Source organism: Megasphaera sp. UPII 135-E, assembly GCF_000221545.1.
GTDB classification, from domain to species: Bacteria; Bacillota; Negativicutes; order Veillonellales; family Megasphaeraceae; genus Megasphaera; species Megasphaera hutchinsoni.
In genome coordinates this window covers 1-21,270 of record NZ_AFUG01000027.1, presented here as the reverse complement: position 1 = coordinate 21,270, position 21,270 = coordinate 1, and the positions used below count along the sequence as shown (strand labels likewise).

The following is a 21,270-nucleotide window of genomic DNA, read 5'->3' as shown; positions in this document are numbered from 1 at the left end:
GCCTTCACGAATAGCGAAACGTAAGCCTACTTCAATAGCAATCGGTGTAATCAATTCTACATCCATTTTTACATTATCACCAGGCATGCACATTTCTGTTCCTTCTGGTAACTGGATAACTCCCGTTACGTCCGTTGTTCTGAAATAAAACTGTGGGCGATAACCATTAAAGAACGGCGTATGACGACCACCTTCATCTTTTGTCAACACGTATACTTGTGCTTTAAATTTAGTGTGTGGATGAATGGATCCTGGTTTTGCCAATACTTGTCCACGTTCAATTTCTTTACGATCTACACCACGCAACAACGCACCGATATTGTCGCCAGCTTCTGCCAAATCCAACAATTTACGGAACATTTCAACACCCGTAACAACGGTCTGTTTTGGTTCTTCTGCTAACCCTACGATTTCTACCGTATCGCCTACTTTAACCGTTCCGCGTTCTACACGTCCCGTAGCAACAGTACCACGACCAGTAATCGTAAATACATCTTCAACTGGCATCAAGAACGGTTTGTCCGTCGGACGATCTGGTGTCGGAATATATTCGTCAACCTTAGCCATCAATTCCAAAATGCTCTTTTCTGCTTCTGCGTCCCCTTCTAATGCTTTCAATGCAGAACCTACAACGATAGGGATATCGTCTCCTGGGAAGTCATAAGAGCTGAGCAATTCACGTACTTCCATTTCGACCAATTCAATTAATTCTGGGTCATCTACCTGATCCGCTTTATTGAGGTATACGACAATAGCAGGAACCCCTACCTGACGAGCTAACAAGATATGTTCACGGGTCTGTGGCATAGGACCATCTGCTGCGGATACAACCAAAATAGCTCCGTCCATCTGAGCTGCACCGGTGATCATATTTTTTACATAATCGGCATGCCCCGGGCAATCCACATGTGCATAATGACGTGCGTCTGTTTCATATTCTACGTGTGCCGTGTTGATTGTAATACCACGTTCACGTTCTTCTGGTGCCTTATCAATATCTGCATAATCTTCAAATTTTGCATATCCTTTTTGAGATAATACTTTTGTAATAGCAGCTGTCAATGTTGTTTTACCATGGTCAACGTGACCAATGGTTCCGATATTAACATGCGGTTTCGTTCTTTCAAAATGTTCTTTTGCCATTTTTCTCGATTCCTCCAATATTTAAATTTATTAGCTATTAGCCTTTTTCACTGATGATCTTTTCCGCTACATTTTTAGGTACTTCTTCGTAGTGATCAAAAGTCATCGTATATACACCACGTCCTTGCGTCTTAGAGCGCAAATCCGTTGCATAACCAAACATTTCTGCCAATGGCACAAATGCATTGATATGTTCCGCACCGCCACGCATTTCCATACCGTCAACGCGTCCACGCCGCGAATTCAAATCCCCAATAACATCCCCCATATATTCTTCAGGAACTACTACTTCTACCTTTGTATATGGTTCTAACAAAACAGCCTGTGCTTTTCTTGCCCCTTCTTTAAAGCCCATCGAACCAGCAATTTTAAATGCCATTTCTGATGAGTCAACTTCATGATAAGAACCATCATATACAATAACTTTAATGTCTACCATGGGGAATCCTGCTAACACGCCACTTTCCATGGCTTCTTTAACGCCAGCTTCCACTGAACCAATATATTCTTTTGGAATAGCTCCACCAACGACTTTATTTTCAAATTCATATCCTTGACCTTGTTCTTGTGGAATTAATTCCAACCAGCAATCACCATATTGACCACGACCACCAGATTGACGTTTAAAGAATCCACGTGCCTTCACACTTTGACGAATGGTTTCACGATAAGCAACTTGTGGTTTACCTACATTACAATCCACCTTAAATTCCCGCGACATACGATCAACGATAATGTCCAAATGCAATTCGCCCATACCAGAAATAATAGTCTGCCCCGTTTCAGCGTCGGTCTTAACACGGAATGTCGGATCTTCTTCAGCCAATCGAGCTAATGCAGTTCCCATTTTTTCTTGGTCTGCCTTAGTTTTTGGCTCTACTGCAACAGAAATAACTGGTTCAGGAAATTCCATTTTTTCCAAAATAATAGGATTTTTTTCATCACAAAGCGTATCGCCTGTAGTCGTATCTTTTAAGCCAACAATAGCTCCTATATCACCACTGTACGCTTCCTGTACTTCTTCTCGATGATTAGCGTGCATCCGTAAAATACGTCCTACCCGTTCTTTTTTCCCTTTGGTGGAATTATATACATACGTTCCAGCTTGCAATGTACCAGAATACACACGGAAAAAAGCTAATTTACCGACAAATTGATCCGCCATAATCTTAAATGCCAATGCGGAAAACGGTTCTTTATCATCGGCTTTCCGAAAATCTTCTTCGCCTGTGTCAGGTTTTGTTCCTGCCACCGGTGGAATGTCCAATGGCGACGGCATATAGTCAACTACTGCATCTAAGAGCATCTGAATACCTTTGTTTTTGTATGCAGATCCGCAAAGTACAGGAAACATCTTATTATGCACAACAGCACTACGTATAGCTGTTTTTATTTCTTCTACGGAAAGTTCTTCACCATCCAAATATTTCATCATGAGTTCATCATTTGTTTCACAAACCGCTTCAATCATAATCTGATGATATTCTTCCGCTTGTTCCTTCATATCTTCAGGGATATCAACAATTTCAAATTCTTTCCCCAACGTATCTTCATATACTTCAGCCTTCATGGTTATTAAGTCAATAATACCGCTAAAGGTTGTTTCAGCACCAATTGGCAGCTGAATGGCTACGGCATTTGCTTGTAACCGATCTTTCATCATTTGAACACAATTCAAGAAATTAGCCCCAGTTGTATCCATCTTATTGATAAATGCAATACGAGGTACTTGATAGTGTTCAGCTTGACGCCATACTGTTTCTGATTGCGGTTCTACCCCGCCTTTAGCAGAAAATACAGCAACAGAACCGTCAAGAACACGCAGCGAACGTTCTACTTCTACTGTAAAATCAACATGCCCAGGAGTATCAATAATATTGATGCGATGTTCTTTCCATTGTGCCGTAGTAGCGGCAGAGGTGATAGTAATACCACGCTCTTGTTCTTGTGCCATCCAGTCCATTGTAGCAGCACCTTCATGCACTTCACCAATTTTATGTACTCGTCCTGTATAGAAAAGTATACGTTCCGTTGTCGTGGTTTTACCAGCATCAATATGAGCCATGATACCGATATTTCTCGTTTTTTCCAAAGAAAACTCTCTTGCCACGATAGTCCACTCCTCTAATAATATACAAAAACCTACCAGCGATAATGAGCAAACGCTTTATTGGCTTCTGCCATTTTATGTGTATCTTCTTTCTTCTTAACAGCTGCACCTGTATTATTAAAAGCATCCATCAATTCAGCTGCTAATTTTTCTTTCATCGTACGTTCGCCTCTTTTACGAGCATACACTACAGTCCATCGAATTCCCAACGATAACCGCCGATCTGCACGAACTTCTACAGGGACTTGATAATTCGCACCCCCAACACGACGAGCACGTACTTCAAGTACCGGCATAACATTATTTAATGCTTGTTCAAATACTTCCATCGGTTCTTTATTCATTTTAGAACGGATAATATCAAATGCATCGTATACAATCGATTCAGCGATACCTTTTTTCCCGTCCAACATTACTTTATTAATAAAACGTGTTACCAATTTAGAATGATATACGGGATCTGGTAACACATCACGTTTTGGCACGGCGCCTTTTCTTGGCATATCAATTTCCTCCTTTTATGTAAGTCATCTAGTTGTACCAGCTAATTATTTAGCCTTTTTAGTGCCATACTTAGAACGCGATTGCTGACGTTCAGAAACGCCTGCTGTGTCTAAAGCACCACGAACAATATGATAACGTACACCAGGAAGGTCTTTGACACGACCGCCCCTAATTAAAACTACACTATGTTCCTGTAAATTGTGACCAATGCCAGGAATATAAGCAGTTACTTCGATAGAATTCGTCAAGCGAACACGAGCTACTTTACGCAAAGCAGAGTTAGGTTTTTTTGGTGTAGCTGTATACACACGCGTGCACACTCCCCGTTTCTGCGGGCAATTTTTTAAAGCCGGTGCTGTTGATTTGTAAATAGAATCTTGACGACCTTTTCTAACCAATTGGCTAATGGTTGGCATATGGGCACCTCCTCTCTAAACAATTAGATTTATAATGTAATCATCACCAAGTAATACTCAGCCATGATATTACCGAATTTCTTTGAGTAGTCCTACTGCAGCAGCTCGCACTTTTATACGACAAGCTCGGCCTAATTCTTCCATTGTATAAGCCATTTCTACGGGAATATGAGCTGTCTTAGCATATTCTAATAACGGGGATGACACCGCGTTATCGCAGTCCTTGGCAATATATAATTGCGCCACTTCGTTTCGTTTCATCGCTTTCAATGTTTGCTTTGCTCCTACTGTTCTGGCAATAGCATGTTCAAATACTAAGCTCACGAAACCTCACTCCTCATATGATAAATATTGTATTGACCATCCAATTAACACAATACTAAAATATTGTATCATTCCTATAAAGAAGATGTCAATTATTTTTTTCATAAACACGCATTGACTCATTACTTATGAAAACACATATCCGTGTGTTTCATTTTTATAGATGAAAATCATAAAACGAGATTTCCTATACAAGAAATCTCGTTTTATCTTCCCCAAATCCTGTTATTCTTCAGTATCCTCCAAAGATATTTGAGGTTCTTGCTCTTGCTCTTCTTCTATAATAGCCGGTGGAACCGTACTAATTACTTTTACTTTTCGATAACGACTCATACCTGTTCCTGCTGGAATGAGTTTACCAATAATAACATTTTCTTTCAATCCCAACAACGGATCCACTTTTCCTTTAATTGCGGCATCCGTTAAAACACGAGTGGTTTCTTGGAATGATGCCGCTGAAAGGAAGGACTCTGTAGCTAACGCTGCCTTGGTAATCCCTAACAACATGGGTTTACCTGAAATAGGTTGGCCTCCACTAAGTTGTATACGACGGTTCATATCTTCAAAAACATTAACATCTACATATTCACCTGGCAATACATCTCCATCCCCAGATTCTTCAATCTTCATCTTACGTAGCATCTGACGCACAATAACCTCAATATGTTTATCATTAATTCCTACACCTTGAGATTTATATACTTTTTGCACTTCATATACTAAATATCGTTGCGTTGCTTCTACACCCAATATTTGTAAAATATCATGGGGATTAATAGATCCAGCCGTCAATCGATCGCCTTTCTTTACTTGTTTACCTTCATGCACAACGAGATGTGCCCCATAAGGAATTGTATAATTTCGTTCTTCCCCATCTGCACTAATAACATGAACAACATTAATATCTCGATGATCTTCTTTTTCTCTAATCTCTACGACACCATCAATTTCCGTTACAATCGCATTTCCCTTTGGTTTACGTGCTTCAAATAATTCTTCAACACGCGGTAACCCTTGAGTAATGTCACCAGCAGAAGCAACACCACCCGTATGAAAAGTACGCATAGTTAACTGTGTGCCTGGTTCCCCAATGGACTGAGCAGCAATCGTGCCTACTGATTCCCCGACATTGACTTTACCACCCGTTCCTAAATCGCGTCCATAGCACTTCGCACAAACACCATATCTACTTCTACAAGTCAAAACGGAACGAATCCGAATGGATTTATAATACTTAGCAATTTCTTTCGCTTGTTCTGCCATAATTTCTTCATTCACGGTCACTATAACTTCACCCGTATCAGGATTTACTAGTGTTTCCGCCGCCGTTCTTCCTTCAATCCGTTCTTCAAGAGATTCAATGACCCCACTACCTTCAACTATAGCCGTAACTTCAACGCCGCGAATATCATTATTACGCACTTTTACTTCTTCTACATCACTTTGTAAAATCCGTTCAATTGCATCTTCTGTCAACAAAGTATGTGCTGCACAAATTTCAATGCCATTAGAGTCATATATGGAATTTTCAACCATTTTTCCCAACATATTTTCTATCATTGACTTCCGAATAACTTCTCTAAACCCTTCTTCTGGTGCCCCTAAAGAAACAGTTTCAATATTATTCGTATGATTCAAATCATCATTAATATCCATCTGACTGCCTCGCAAAGACAGTTTCGGTAATTGATGTTCAATAATAACATCCATATCGTCATTGGTTAATACATATTCAGATGCAAAAACCTCTTCACCCGTATTGGGATCCGCCACAGAATTTGCTAACACCCGCCCAATGAGTTTATCTCGAAGTAATTGCACCGCTTGACGGCAAGATGTAGCCAAACGAGCACGTTCACGAACCAAATCGATACCAAATACATCGCAATCATCTTCACGAACAATAACATCTTGCGATACATCGACCAAACGCCGAGTTAAATATCCCGAATCGGCCGTACGCAACGCAGTATCAGCAAGTCCTTTTCTTGCACCATGAGAAGACGTAAAATAATCCAATACAGAAAGACCTTCACGGAAATTAGCTTTTATCGGTAAGTCAATAATACGCCCCGATGGATCGGCCATCAAGCCACGCATACCCGCAACCTGACGAATTTGTTGCTTATTACCACGAGCTCCTGAATCAGCCATCATGAAGATCGAGTTAAAAGGATCCATATTATCCATCATAACTTCTGTTACATCATCCGTAGCCTTTTCCCAAATGGAGCATGTTTTACGATACCGTTCATCCTCCGTAATAAGCCCACGCTGAAATAGTTTAGAAACATTTTGTACTTGTTTATCTGCTGCATTTAAAATGTCCCATTTGCCTTCAGGAATTTGAATGTCCGAAATAGCAATAGACATACCCGCCTGACGAGCATAATGATAGCCAATATTTTTAATTCTGTCTAATAATTCAGCTGTCTTCGTATTACCAACTAAATGGAAGCAAGCATCAACAAGCTTACCAATTTCTTTTTTGCTCATCAATACACCCAAACAAGGTACATCAACAAATAATTTTCCTCGTTTAAATTCATCTACCGCTTGTTTATCAACCTTGTGCGAAGGCAATGGATGTACAGATAATAAATCTACATCAAAATTTTCTTTTAGCTGCGAAAATCCATAATCTAAAATACGTCCTTCTGCATCACGTATCTTAACCAAATGGGTAGAATCAATCACACCGTGTTCATATGCAAAGACCGTATCTTCTGGATCATCAAAGACCATAACCGAATCCGTATGATACATCCGCAATTCTTCATATAACTGATCGTTATATAACAATTTACCGGCCGTAGTTTCAATAATACCATGACCAGGAATGCGAACCTTTATAATCGCACCAATATCAATAACTTTAGCATCATACGCCAACATCACTTCATCATAACTAGAGAACCATTTTCCTTCCCCTTTGGCACCTGGTTTTGCCAACGTTAAATAATAAGCACCTAAAACCATATCCTGTGTAGGTACAGCAACAGGCTTCCCATCTTTGGGTGCCAAAATATTATGAGAAGATAACATCAACGTCCGTGCTTCTGATTGAGCTTCTACCGAAAGCGGTAAATGGCACGCCATTTGGTCACCATCAAAATCCGCATTAAACGCTGTGCATACTAATGGATGTAATTTAATAGCTCGCCCTTCCCAAAGAATCGGTTCAAATGCCTGGATACCCAAACGATGAAGTGTCGGGGCCCGGTTTAACAAAACAGGATGTTCTTGAATCACATTTTCTAATACATCCCAAACTTCACTATTGACGCGTTCAACTTTCTTCTTCGCATTTTTTATATTAGTAGCAATTCCTTTTTCCACTAATTTTTTCATAACAAATGGTTTAAATAACTCTAACGCCATTTCTTTGGGTAAGCCGCACTGATGCATTTTCAATTCTGGTCCGACAACAATAACGGAACGACCAGAATAGTCAACCCGTTTGCCCAGCAAGTTTTGACGAAAACGCCCCTGTTTCCCTTTTAACATATCAGATAATGACTTTAATGGGCGATTACCTGCACCTGATACAGGTCTTCCCCGACGACCATTATCCAATAATGCATCCACCGCTTCTTGCAACATTCTTTTTTCATTACGAATAATAATATTAGGTGCACCTAAATGTAACAATCGAGTCAACCTGTTATTTCGATTAATAACACGTCGATAAAGATCGTTTAAATCGGATGTAGCAAATCGCCCTCCGTCAAGTTGTACCATTGGCCGCAATTCTGGTGGAATAACGGGAATAACATCCAAAATCATCCATTCTGGCTTATTACCAGAATGACGAAATGATTCGACAACTTCCAAGCGCCTAATAGCACGTACCCGCCGTTGTCCGGTCGCATCCCGCAGCTCTTCACGCAAGGATTTGTTTAATTCTTCTAAATCTAACTCTTGTAATAATTCCTTTACAGCAGCAGCCCCCATACCTACGCGGAATTTATCGCCATACATATCCAAATACTGCCAATATTCCATTTCTGTTAACAATTGGCGCTTAACCAATGGGGTGTCGCCTGGATCCAAAACTAAATATGCCGCAAAATATAACACTCGTTCCAACGCCCGCGGCGAAATATCCAAAATCAGGCCCATACGACTAGGAATACCTTTAAAATACCAAATGTGCGATACCGGAGTAGCCAGTTTAATATGCCCCATCCGTTCCCGTCGCACCTTTGCCCGCGTTATTTCTACGCCGCAACGATCGCAAATAACCCCTTTATAACGAATACGTTTGTATTTACCACAATGGCATTCCCAATCTTTAGTAGGCCCAAAAATACGTTCGCAAAACAATCCATCCCGTTCAGGTTTCAACGTTCTATAATTGATAGTTTCTGGCTTTTTTACTTCGCCATGGGACCATTCTATAATTTTTTCTGGAGAAGCCAACCCGATTTTCATCGAATCAAAATCGTTCACATCTAGCACGAATACCGCTCCCTTCTCATTTCTTTATTCATTATCTTCCACGTCTACATCAACAACTGCATCTAATCCCATGCCACTCATGATATCGTCTTCCTCTCCATTAGAAATCAACGATCCATCACTATCCATTATTATTTCCGAGGTCATAGGTGCATCTTCTCGTTCTTCCATTACGCTTCTTATTTCTGCTGTTTTTTCAGATGAAATATCTTCTTCGTCGTCTAATTCTTTTACAACGACTTCATCTCCATCTTCGCTCAAAATTTGCACATCCAAACCAATTGCTTGTAATTCTTTTAGCAATACTTTGAACGATTCTGGTACTCCTGGTTCTGGTATATTTTCACCTTTTACAATTTTTTCATAAGCCTTAACACGTCCAACCACATCATCCGATTTAATAGTCAACATTTCTTGTAATGTATATGCCGCGCCATACGCTTCCAGCGCCCATACTTCCATTTCCCCAAAACGTTGTCCCCCGAACTGAGCTTTACCGCCCAAAGGCTGTTGTGTAACCAGCGAATATGGACCCGTAGAACGAGCATGAATTTTATCATCTACTAAATGATGCAATTTCAAGAAGTAAGTATATCCAACCGTAACGCGCCGATCCATCGGTTCGCCTGTTCGTCCATCATACAATACAGTCTTACCGTCTTCGGGCAATCCCGCAAGTTTCAAGGCCTGAAATACATCTTCTGCTTGAGCACCATCAAATACAGGTGTAGCAATATGAATTCCTGCTTTATCTGGTTTTGGCATGCCATACGTATCCAAATCATAACCAACAGCACGCAATTTTTCTTCCAGCCGTTCATCCATATTCATGATTTCTAAGCCTAATTCATGCATAGCCCAGCCTAAATGCGTTTCCAGAATCTGCCCAATATTCATACGTGATGGAACCCCTAATGGATTTAAGACAATTTGTACAGGTGTACCATCTGGCAAAAAGGGCATATCTTCTTGCCGCATAACGCGCGATACAACCCCCTTATTACCATGACGCCCAGACATCTTATCGCCTTCATGAATTTTACGTTTTTGAGCAATATAAACACGCACCAACCGATTAACTCCTGGTGGTAATTCATCGTTATTTTCGCGTGAAAATTCACGTACTTTAACTACTTTACCCGATTCACCATGAGGAACACGCAAAGAAGTATCTCTTACTTCCCGTTCTTTATCGCCAAAAATAGCACGCAACAATCGTTCTTCCGGCGTCAATTCAGTTTCTCCTTTAGGCGTTACTTTTCCGACTAATACATCGCCTGGAACCACATCTGCGCCAACCATAATCACGCCTTTTTCATCCAAATTTTTTGTGCTATCTTCACTTACATTCGGAATTTCACGCGTAATTTCTTCTGCACCTAACTTGGTATCCCGTGCATCGCATTCATATTCTTCAATATGAATAGATGTGTATAAATCATTTTTCGGTAAATCTTCGCTAAGCAAGACCGCATCTTCATAGTTATACCCTTCCCAAGGCATATAAGCGACCAAAATATTATATCCTAATGCCAATTCACCACCATCAGTAGCCATGCCATCAGCTAATACCTGACCTTCCGCAACGCGATCATTTTTATACACTAACGGTCTTTGATTGATACAAGTGCTTTGATTGGAACGAACAAACTTAACCAATTTATACGTGTCAATGGTCCCTGAATCAGTTTTTACTTGAATTTCATCACCTGTAACACGAATAACTACACCATTATGCTTAGCTAATACGCACACCCCCGAGTCGCAAGCTGCTTTATATTCCATTCCTGTGCCTACCAATGGAGCCTGAGTTCGCAACAAAGGCACAGCTTGACGCTGCATGTTCGCACCCATCAACGCTCGGTTGGCATCATCGTTTTCTAAGAAAGGAATCATCGAAGTGCCTACGGAAATCACTTCTTTAGGTGATACGTCCATATAATCTACTCGATCAGCCTTAAATTCGCGAGTATCTTCTCCATGTCGGCAAGCAACCCGTTCATGAACAAAATAACCATCTTCCGTTAACGGTTCATTTGCCTGTGCAATGACATATTGTTCTTCTTCATCCGCCGTAATATACCGAACATCATTCGTAACGATACCCGTTTCTTTATCCACACGACGATATGGTGCTTCTATAAAGCCAAACTCATTTACCTTGCCAAAGCACGCCAAAGATGAAATCAACCCAATATTAGGTCCTTCTGGTGTTTCAACTGGGCACATACGGCCATAATGCGAATGATGCACATCACGAACTTCAAAGCCTGCTCTTTCTCGTGATAAACCACCTGGTCCTAATGCACTTAACCGTCTTTTATGAGTCAATTCAGCAAGTGGGTTCGTTTGGTCCATAAATTGAGATAACTGACTCGATCCAAAGAACTCTTTAATAGATGCAACAACCGGACGAATATTAATTAAGCTTTGGGCCTCTATCGCTTCTGAATCTTGTGTTGTCATTCTTTCCCGAACTACTCGTTCCATTCGAGTTAAGCCAATACGAAATTGATTTTGCAGCAATTCGCCCACACACCGCAAGCGTCTATTACCCAAATGGTCAATATCATCCACCGTACCAAATCCATCCATTAAATTTAACAGATAATCTATATGAGCAATAATATCTTCACGCGTAATCGTTCGATGCTCATAAGGCAAATTGCTATTATTACAAATAATTTTATATACAGAACCATCTACTTTTTCAACAAAAACTTCTACCAATCCATCTCCTGAAAAAACACCACTTTCGCGGATGATTTGCACTTCATCCGAACCTATTTCCGTATGGGCAGGAAGAATAATTTCACCCGTTTCAGGATAAACAATCGGTTCATGCAAAGTAAGTCCAAATAAACGGCGTTCCCACCCCAATTTTTTTCCTGCTTTATAACGACCTACTCGTGCCAAATCATATCGCCGCGAGTCAAAAAAGAGTCCTTCAAATAAATTACGTGCACTTTCTACCGTTGGCGGCTCAGCGGGGCGCAATTTTTTATAAATTTCTACTAACGCCTCTTCTTGTGACTCCGTCGCGTCTTTTTCCAACGTTGCCTTTAACCTCTTATCATCAAAGAAAAGATCCATAATATCAGCATCTGTTGACCAACCTAACGCTCGAATTAACACAGTCACTGGTATTTTTCTATTTCGATCAATCCGTGCATAAACAATATCATTTGTATCAGTTTCTAACTCAATCCATGCCCCACGATTAGGAATAACCGTAGAATTATATAGACGAATTCCCATCGGGTCAATTTCGCGACCATAGTATACCCCTGGGGAACGAACTAACTGACTAACAATAACACGTTCCGCCCCATTAATGATAAAGGTACCTGTATCTGTAATTAAAGGAAAATCACCCATAAAAATATCTTTATCGTTAACTTCCCCTGTTTCATGATTCACGAGTCGAACTTGGACACGAAGTGGTGCGGCATATGTCGTATCACGTTCTTTACATTCTCGAAGATCATACTTCGGTTCACCTAATTTAAAATTTTCAAAAGATAAAGATAAATTACCCGCTGCATCTTCAATCGGAGAGATATCTTTAAATATATCCTTTAATCCTTTTTCCAAAAACCATTCATAAGATTTGATTTGTAAATCTAATAAATGGGGCATTTTTAGAACCTCATTGATTTTTGCATATGTGTATCGAGTCCGTTTCCCTACTTGTACAGGTTTGAACATGCTAATCTTTCACCCCTTATAATAAAGTAACTCAAGAATACGCATCCGTGTCATTCACAAAAAGCGACAAAAAAGCAAGGCTCTATGGGTAAAATTGAACCTTGCTTAAATTTTATTATCCGGAAGCGTGTCCTCCATGTATCTAACAATATCAAACAAACATTTGCAATGAGTTATTATAGCATATGTTTTTTTATATGTCAAATTATTATTTTGTAATTTTTGCTAACGTATATTTCTTTTTTCCCTTTCGAACAACCACAAATTTACCTTGTGAATTTTTATGTGGTTGTACCAGTGCAGCAAGATCCGTTACCTTTTCACCATTAATCGTAATCGCTCCATTGGTAACATCCTCACGAGCCTGTCTTTTTGAATTACAAATCCCTGCATCTACTAACCAATTAACCACATCTTTAGGCTCAGCGGTAACTTCTACTGTAGGCATATGACCAAATCCTTGAAGTAATTCATGCTCCGTGAGATCCGAAATGCTCCCATGAAATAACGCATCCGTAATTCGTTGTGCTTCGATTAACGCATCTTTACTATGAACAAAAGTGGTCACTTCTTCTGCTAACCGTTTTTGAGCAAGCCGCTTTTCCGGTTCTTTAGTAATCGCTTGTTCCAATGCTTCAATTTCTTCACGTGATAAAAAGGTAAAATATTTTAAGTACTTAATGACATCTGCATCATCCTGATTAAGCCAAAATTGATAAAATTCAAAAGGTGACGTTTTCTCTGGATCCAACCAAACCGCACCACCTGCAGTTTTACCAAACTTTGTTCCATCTGCTTTTAACATCAACGGTATCGTCAATCCATATACGGGAGCATCACTGCCATGAATTTTATGAATCATATCCGTGCCAGCCGTGATATTTCCCCATTGATCAGCGCCACCAATTTGTAATTGCACATTATATTGCGAAAAAAGATGTTCAAAATCCATAGACTGTAAAATTTGATAAGAAAATTCCGTAAACGAAATTCCTTCAGCCAAACGACTTGCTACCACTTCTTTCCCTAGCATAACATTAACGCTAAACAATTTTCCATAATCTCGCAAAAAGCTTAATAAATCAATTTTACTTAACCAATCATTATTGTTTACAAATAAAATATCGACATCATCACCAAATAAGTGAGTAAATTGCTTTCTTAATTTTTCAGCATTACTTCTAACTTTTTCCATTGTCTGTAATTGTCGTTCTGATTTTCTACCACTAGGATCGCCAATAGCACCTGTACCCCCACCAATAAGTACAACTGGATGATGTCCTGCCAAGGCAAATCGTTTTAACATCATAAAAGGAATTAAGTGTCCAATATGCATGCTATCCCCTGTTGGATCCACACCACAATACAAAGCGATCTTTTTTTCTTCTGTCAACTTTCGCAAACCTTCTTCATTGGTCATTTGATTAACAGCACCACGCCATATCAATTCATCAATAATATTCACGCCACTCGCTCCTCTTATATTAAATATCTGAATGTGATTATTATACGTCAGAGAGATACCTATGTCAAAAAAGCCTTTTATTTTACAATGTTTCTTGCACTATACCCTGTCGATACGCTTGTAATAATCTTTTTAAATCTTCAATACGTTGACATATTTTTTTCCCTTCATCTGTATCTGCAATCATAACACGCTCGGGTTCTAATTCTATTTGTTCCGATTCTGATTCAATATCAGCATTCTGAGTTAATACATGTGCAATATCTTGAAAAGGATAATGCGATTTGATACGAATCCCATGAGAATTAAATATAAGCGTATATCCCGCAATACCAGTTGATCCTTGATAAGCTTTGCAAAAGCCTCCATCAATACAAATTTCTTTGCCCTCTGCCCGAATAGGACGTTCTCCTTTTTTTACTTTAACTGGCGTATGTCCATTAATAATATGCCCTTGCGGCGAATAAATGCCAAATTCATTGAGAATTTTAACGCATTCTTCTTTATTTCGATTTAATCTATAATAATCATTTTGGGGCTCCTTCCACGTTTTTTCATCACGAATATAACTACGTTCAAATGTTTTTACTATTCGTCCTGATACAGGTGAATTAATCCCTACCCATAAATACCACATATAATCTAAGCTATCCCTATCTTTACATTGATAAGCTTGACGAACTACCCAATCCACTTTATCCATCAATGGTTTTCCTGCATACCACTCGTCCTGTATCCACACCTTTTTAAAACTCCCATCAGAATTTAAAGGAATTCCTCCGTGAAATAAAAGATTGTTATTATAACTGCGATAAAGAGCTCCATGACTATATAAAAACTTAACGTGCCTTTGTAAGCGTTCACTTTCGATGAATCCAATTTTTATTTGCTGCAGCAATTCCTTTTCTTCTATCGACAAGGAATAGGGATTATAAGGATCTACTGTCGGAAACTCCTTCGTTGTCAATTCATACGTCTTTCCCTCTATCTGGATCGTCCCACGTTGCCAATCAATCGTATGAAATAATAATCGATTCTCCATATCATATTCAGGATGCCGCTTTATGGTTTGCCCTTCTATTTTGGTTAAAATAACATTAATCGCCTTAACCATAGGATCGATACCTTCTTCTTTGGTATACGTTTGTAACGCAAACAACGCAAAAGCACGCAAACTAATACCATATCCACTTTCCAAAATTTCTAAATTATGGTAACGAATATTATTGCGCAACACATTAGCGATGCATGCTTCATTACCAGCAGCAGCCCCCATCCATAAAATATCATGATTTCCCCATTGAATATCTAAAGAATGATGCCCCATTAACGTATCCATGATCTTATCTGCATGTGCACCACGATCATAAATATCTCCTATAATATGCAAATGATCTACGGCTAATCGTTTTATTAAAGCAGCTAAAGCCATAATAAATTCGCGCGTACTTCCTGTTTCCAATATAGAATCAATAATTTTTTCATGATAAACATGCCTATTATCATCTTCATCAGGCTGTGCATGCAACAATTCATCAATAACAAATCGGAAAACGGGTTCCATCGCTTTACGCACTTTTGACCGAGAATACTTTGAAGATAATAAATTGGCAACTTGTAATAATAACGTCAAATTATTACGAGCCCACGTAACATTTAATGCTTCCTGTCGGGCCAATAAATCCATTTTTTCTTTAGGATAATAAATTAGCGTTAATAAATCCGCCCTTTCTTGTTCATCCAATGTTTCGGCAAATAACAACTCTACTTTTTCTCGAATAACGCCAGAACAATTATTGAGTATATGATAAAACGCTTCATATTCTCCATGCAAATCACTCATAAAATGCTCTGTTCCCTTAGGTAAATTAACAATGGCCTGCAAATTAATAATTTCTGTAAACGTTGCCGCCTGCGTCGGATAGGCTTTTGCCAATAATTCTAAATAACGTACCTGTTCTTCCGAATATGATGCGACTCCTTCTTCCATAAAAATCCCTCTTTTCTCCACTCACCAGTCCCCCAAATTACTTATCCTGTTAAAGATTAGACTCCCCTTCATGTGACACTCCTCCTATATCAAATGCCCTCGTTTCCCAAAATAAAAACGAGGGCATTTGACAATACATATCCATTATAACCTTTATTTAATTAATGTTTCTGGATCTGGCAAAGCTGCAATATCTGTAGAAATATGCTTTGCAATATCATCCAAAAGCAATTCTTGATCAGGCGTTAATGATGACTTCATATCAAAAGATGGTTCTATTAATTCACAATTTTTAAATTTATTTTCTACATAATCTACCATCGTTTTATATGCTACCGATGCCCAACTATGACAACCAATTACGGCAATCTTTCGTTTTTGAAACAACAATGATTCTAAATCATGCAAGCATTCTTCCATTGGTAAGAATAAATTCAAATTATACGTAGGTGCTGCCAACACAAGGTGGCTATATTCCCACGCTTTTGCCGTAATATAGGATGAATGTGTTTTAGATACATCATACATACGAATATCATGCACCCCTGCCATACTCAACTTATGGGCTAATTTACAAGCCATACGTTGTGTATCCCCATAGATAGAAGCAAACGCAATAACAACCCCATTTTTTTCAGGAATATGTTGGGCCCAATGCATATATTTTTTCAAAATATATTGAATGTCTTCAGGGGTACGGAAAACAACCCCATGCAATGGACAGATAATATCAATAGGCAAATTAGCTGCTTTTTTCAATACATTCATAACTTGTGGACCATATTTACCTACAATATTAACATAATAGCGCCGTGCTTTATCTAAATAATTTTCTGCAAAATCAACCTGATCAGCAAAAACGTTACCAACTACACCAAACATACCAAAAGCATCCGCACTAAACAGCACCTTATCAGTTACATCATATGTCATAATGACTTCTGGCCAATGTACCATGGGTGCTTTTATAAATTGCAATGTATGTTTTCCTAATACTAACTGTTCTCCTTCATTTACCGCTACATACCGATCTTTTAAAGGATGTTGGAAAAATTGTTCAAACAATTTAAACGTTTGTGCTTGACCTATAATTTTAGCTTCTGGATATTTTTCTAACAACGCTACGGCAGAACTTGCATGATCTGGTTCCATGTGTTGCAAAATAAAATAATCCAATTTGCGTCCATGAAGCAAGTCTTCTACATTTTCCAAAAATTCATCACGAACAGACTTATCCATCGCATCTAACACACAAGTCTTTTCATCATCAATGAAATAAGAATTATATGTCATTCCTTCTGGGATTGGAAAAATGCGTTCAAACATTTGGGATTGAAAATCATTGCACCCCATCCAATATACCCCATTTTTTATTTCTTCCACGCAATACATAATACCTGCCTCCTTATAATTAAAGATGTAATAGAATCGTGCTGGTATAATAATACCACGTTTTGACGCATTGTAAATAAATATGAGTCATTTTATCCTATATTTTTTTATTACTTGTATCTACCTTAACAGAATCATCTTCTTGACCCGCATCTATTCGATTAGTCTGTTGCTGATTTTGCTTACCTTTTCTATTTTTCACTGGATATTTATGATTATCAATAACATCGTAATCATCCGTTTCTACAGCAGGAAGTGCAGTTTGTTCTCGCTTATCTTGTTTTATTTTATCTATCACTTTCATTATATGTATTTGAATTTGATGTAACTCCTCTTGATTAGCCTGTGTCAAATCCACTCGCTTGTCTATTAAATCGGCCACTTGTGCACGCAAGTTTTGTGCTTTTCCCTGTGCTTCCTCTAGCGATACCGCATCATTAGCATAAGCATCGTTTAATTGTCGTAATTGGCGCGATATTTCCATAATTTGTTCTTTAATATCCGCATTTTGTTCATCCTGTAAATTTTTATCCACCGACACATCGTCTTTTACTTGCTGATCTTCTTCGTGCCGTTCCCATTCTTCTTGCTGCTGTTGTTCTGCTACATGTACCAATGAACGTTCCGTAATATGCGTACCTACATAATATTCATAACACATATACCCTAATATAAAAATAGGAATACATAACAATAACAATTCTATTTTCCGTAAATGAGCTGCTTGCATCCAACTCATCACACGTTTCCGCCGGCGTTCAAGAACGATTACAATAAAGACCATAAGAACAATAATAGCCAAAAACAGATAAATAAATAACTTATGCCATACCGTAGCTTGTAATTCAATGTTTACGGGTTTTTCATTACGTAACCGCCACATATACGTACTTCCAGGGATATCTGTATTAGTACTATTAGACGTAACATTGGTTCCCGCAGGAAAAGAAACAATATACTCTAAATCGACCCCATTTTCGGGCATCAATTTTCCCCAACGTAATTCTTCTATACTTTTAGGCGTATATGCATATTTAATATAATAAGTCGTACATAATATTCCATCATACGTTTTATGTATAATGCGATCGACCGAACTCTTATTAGCTCCTTCGTTCGTAATCGTTTTAAGTGCTCTAAAGCCACTGCCATTATTATTACTATAATCCATGATTACATAATTTCGTTTTTGAAATTCTTCGGCGTCTGCTTTAAGCAAGGTCTGTCCCTGCATGGTAGAGGAAACTTTTAAAATATCTTGTGTTTCACTCCCATCATCATGGATAATCGTTTGTGCTCTAAAGCCAGACAAAAGAATAAACGAAACCATCAACATTATTGTCAGTCCTACTTGTCTAAACTGATTCATATAGCTTTCCCTTCTCTGCGATTTAATGTTTTCCTATTGGTACCATACCAGATTCAACTAAGCGTTTTTCTGGCATGTTTTTTTGTTGTGCTTGTTTTCTCGCTTCAATAATAGCACCGTTACTAATATTCTCTAAAGGAATGCCATTAACAAAAATGCCTTCTATAACGCCTACACCTTTTTTCATTCGAATTTGTGCAATCACACTGTCCGCAGACGATATTTGATAAATGCCATCCGTCATTTGTGGGGCCATACGATATCTATCAAACGGTACTTTAAACTGAATTTTCCCCTTATGACGAATAGATACAATCTTCGCTTTAATATAATCAACCCCTCGTGCAGGCTTATTATACGCTGCTCCTTGAATGGTGAGCATTCCCTTATTATCTGATTTAATATAAATATACACAGTATTTCCATCATGAGGCGGCTTATTATCCAACCAAACCGTCGTATCTTCAGGAAAAATAACGCGTATATAATCTGTCCCAAACATAGCGGTTTCCAATCTAGGCATACACCGCCATTGATACGGGATCCCATCAACTCCAGCATTATGCCATCGCCAACCGACGTATGCCAATGTCCCTAATTGCATCACAATGACACCTATCAATACAATCCATTTGTACGTATTTAATCTGCGAATATTTATCCGCAATAGCTTCATTTTATTTTTCCTCCCTCCTGTGACCAGGGGGAAACACTTTTCGTTTCCCTTTTGACTGGAGCGGATTCTTTTTGCCACGGAGATGTAGTTATTCTCTCCATTTTCTTTTCTTTTTCTATAACCGGTACTTCGCTTAAAGAAATTTGATCGGGCTGATGAAAAACCGGCGCAACAAATTTTGTTTTCGTTTTCATCGTCATATCTTCAGCAATCACCGATTGCTTGACCACTTTTTTATCTTTGTCCTTCTCCTCCATCTTAACGACATTCGTTTTTCGTTTTTTTCGTCTATCTATACGTACCTTCTTTTGTTCTTTCGTATGGCGATACCGTTTCCACTGTACAATAACTCCACCAATAACCACCATGCTAACTATATCTAACCAAGGTGAAAATACATTACCATAAAAAATATTTACCAATAAGCTTACCCAAATAGCCACTCCAAACAACCAACGTTTTCCCTGTTTTGTATATATTATTTGAATTACTTCAAATAGCCCTATCCCAAACAAATATACTGCCGAAGCCAATAGCGGGATCGTCGAATATAAACCGCAGCGTACCAAAATAGTTTCACCTATAATTAAAAAGGGGATTATACCATATAATAAAAGTGCTCCAAACTGTTTTTTTACACCATTAAGAAATAGAATCACAATACCTACCAATAAAAATCCTATAAATAACAATGTACTCCAATGAAATCCCTGAATAGCTGCAATTCCATGCCAAGGTTCAGGCAAACAAGATATCCATAAAGCACCTATAGCGGCAATTTTTCCAAGCCAACGCAAAGGTGTCCCCCATGCTCGTCTAACATCAATCGTCTGCCCTACAAATAAGCTAAAAATACCCAATGTAGCCAATGTCAAAAAGGGTATATACACACTTTGCATCGCAACAAGAAAAAAGATTAACAAAACGGTAATCGTCATTCCCCAAGAAAACACGGTTAATCCTAATTCTCGCTTATTTTTCCCGTTGCCCTCACAATGAACGAGTCCATAAAAAGGAACTTCCAATAACACACAAATGCCTAGCCCTATCGTACCGCTAATGGTTTGTAACACATCTCCATAAGCAGCACCTACTAACAAAGCCACATTATATAAAAGAACACCACTAACAGAACGTAATACATAGCTTGCTGGTAAGGTGATAACCGCACAAGGAACAATATAATCAGCTATGCTCCATCCTAAATAATAAGTAGTAGTAATAATGCCTACAGATATTAAAAACAACAAGAACTGTATCACGCCCATAAGCTCAGCTCGTATAGTTTCTTGCCACTCCCGAAACAACGTTACAGCTAATCCAACTTGACTAACCACAAGAATGCCTACAGCTAAACCCACACGAACAATTGGATACACATAATACCACGCCTTAGCCATCGACCAAAGACCAATCATTCCCAGCATAGCCAAGCCAATAATCAACGCAAATGAATAAACAATGCCTAATTGTTTTGACTCTGTCGCTTGTAATGTCCGCTGAATTTCTTGTCTCCCATCGGGCGAAATCCACCCTTTTTGTGACCACCTTTGAATAAGATGAGATATATGATCTGATGTATCGCCTTTCATTGTCACTGCCTCCCGATATATGCACAAAAAATTGCATACATTCGTAAATTTCTTTCCAACATTCAAAATCAGTATATCATAAAAACTGCATTTTCCCTAAAAAAAAGACGTTATTCTCTA

Annotated in this window: 13 protein-coding genes; all 13 read right to left on the bottom strand. The window is 38.7% G+C overall.

The window, feature by feature from the left end; all coding sequences use genetic code 11:
- The coding region (tuf, locus tag HMPREF1040_RS03970; RefSeq protein WP_007392442.1) for an elongation factor Tu at window positions 1-1,143 on the bottom strand (1,143 nt) is incomplete at its 3' end.
- A 37-nt stretch (window positions 1,144-1,180) separates the two neighbouring features.
- Entirely contained in the window at window positions 1,181-3,253 is a 2,073-nt protein-coding gene (fusA, locus tag HMPREF1040_RS03965; protein ID WP_007392634.1) for an elongation factor G, read from the bottom strand.
- Window positions 3,254-3,285: 32 nt separating this feature from the next.
- Window positions 3,286-3,756, bottom strand: a complete 471-nt coding sequence (gene rpsG / locus HMPREF1040_RS03960) for a 30S ribosomal protein S7 (RefSeq protein WP_007392627.1) — start codon at window positions 3,754-3,756, stop codon at window positions 3,286-3,288.
- A 45-nt stretch (window positions 3,757-3,801) separates the two neighbouring features.
- A complete protein-coding gene (gene rpsL, locus HMPREF1040_RS03955; protein ID WP_007392632.1) occupies window positions 3,802-4,173 on the bottom strand; it encodes a 30S ribosomal protein S12 in 372 nt (123 codons plus the stop codon).
- Window positions 4,174-4,242: 69 nt separating this feature from the next.
- Window positions 4,243-4,497, bottom strand: coding sequence for a ribosomal L7Ae/L30e/S12e/Gadd45 family protein (locus tag HMPREF1040_RS03950; protein ID WP_007392635.1), 255 nt, complete (start codon window positions 4,495-4,497; stop codon window positions 4,243-4,245).
- Window positions 4,498-4,722: 225 nt separating this feature from the next.
- Window positions 4,723-8,931: a DNA-directed RNA polymerase subunit beta' gene (rpoC, locus tag HMPREF1040_RS03945; protein ID WP_156208909.1), complete on the bottom strand. Its 4,209-nt coding sequence runs from the start codon at window positions 8,929-8,931 to the stop codon at window positions 4,723-4,725.
- Between the two features lie 51 nt (window positions 8,932-8,982).
- A complete protein-coding gene (rpoB, locus tag HMPREF1040_RS03940) occupies window positions 8,983-12,666 on the bottom strand; it encodes a DNA-directed RNA polymerase subunit beta (protein WP_007392628.1) in 3,684 nt (1,227 codons plus the stop codon).
- 208 nt (window positions 12,667-12,874) lie between these two features.
- On the bottom strand, window positions 12,875-14,131 hold the full coding sequence (gene tyrS, locus HMPREF1040_RS03935; protein ID WP_007392629.1) for a tyrosine--tRNA ligase: 1,257 nt from the start codon (window positions 14,129-14,131) through the stop codon (window positions 12,875-12,877).
- 82 nt (window positions 14,132-14,213) lie between these two features.
- Window positions 14,214-16,121, bottom strand: a complete 1,908-nt coding sequence (locus tag HMPREF1040_RS03930) for a fructose-bisphosphatase class III (RefSeq protein WP_007392624.1) — start codon at window positions 16,119-16,121, stop codon at window positions 14,214-14,216.
- Between the two features lie 153 nt (window positions 16,122-16,274).
- A complete protein-coding gene (locus HMPREF1040_RS03925; RefSeq protein WP_007392631.1) occupies window positions 16,275-17,513 on the bottom strand; it encodes an FprA family A-type flavoprotein in 1,239 nt (412 codons plus the stop codon).
- 97 nt (window positions 17,514-17,610) lie between these two features.
- Complete coding sequence (locus HMPREF1040_RS03920) at window positions 17,611-18,882, bottom strand: hypothetical protein (protein WP_141557793.1); 1,272 nt, start codon at window positions 18,880-18,882, stop codon at window positions 17,611-17,613.
- 22 nt (window positions 18,883-18,904) lie between these two features.
- Window positions 18,905-19,558 (bottom strand): hypothetical protein, encoded by a 654-nt coding sequence (locus tag HMPREF1040_RS03915; protein WP_050791359.1) that lies wholly within the window; start codon window positions 19,556-19,558, stop codon window positions 18,905-18,907.
- Window positions 19,555-21,150, bottom strand: a complete 1,596-nt coding sequence (locus HMPREF1040_RS03910) for a DUF2157 domain-containing protein (protein WP_007392626.1) — start codon at window positions 21,148-21,150, stop codon at window positions 19,555-19,557. The genes HMPREF1040_RS03915 and HMPREF1040_RS03910 overlap by 4 nt, the downstream gene beginning before the upstream one ends.
- Window positions 21,151-21,270 lie beyond the last annotated feature (120 nt).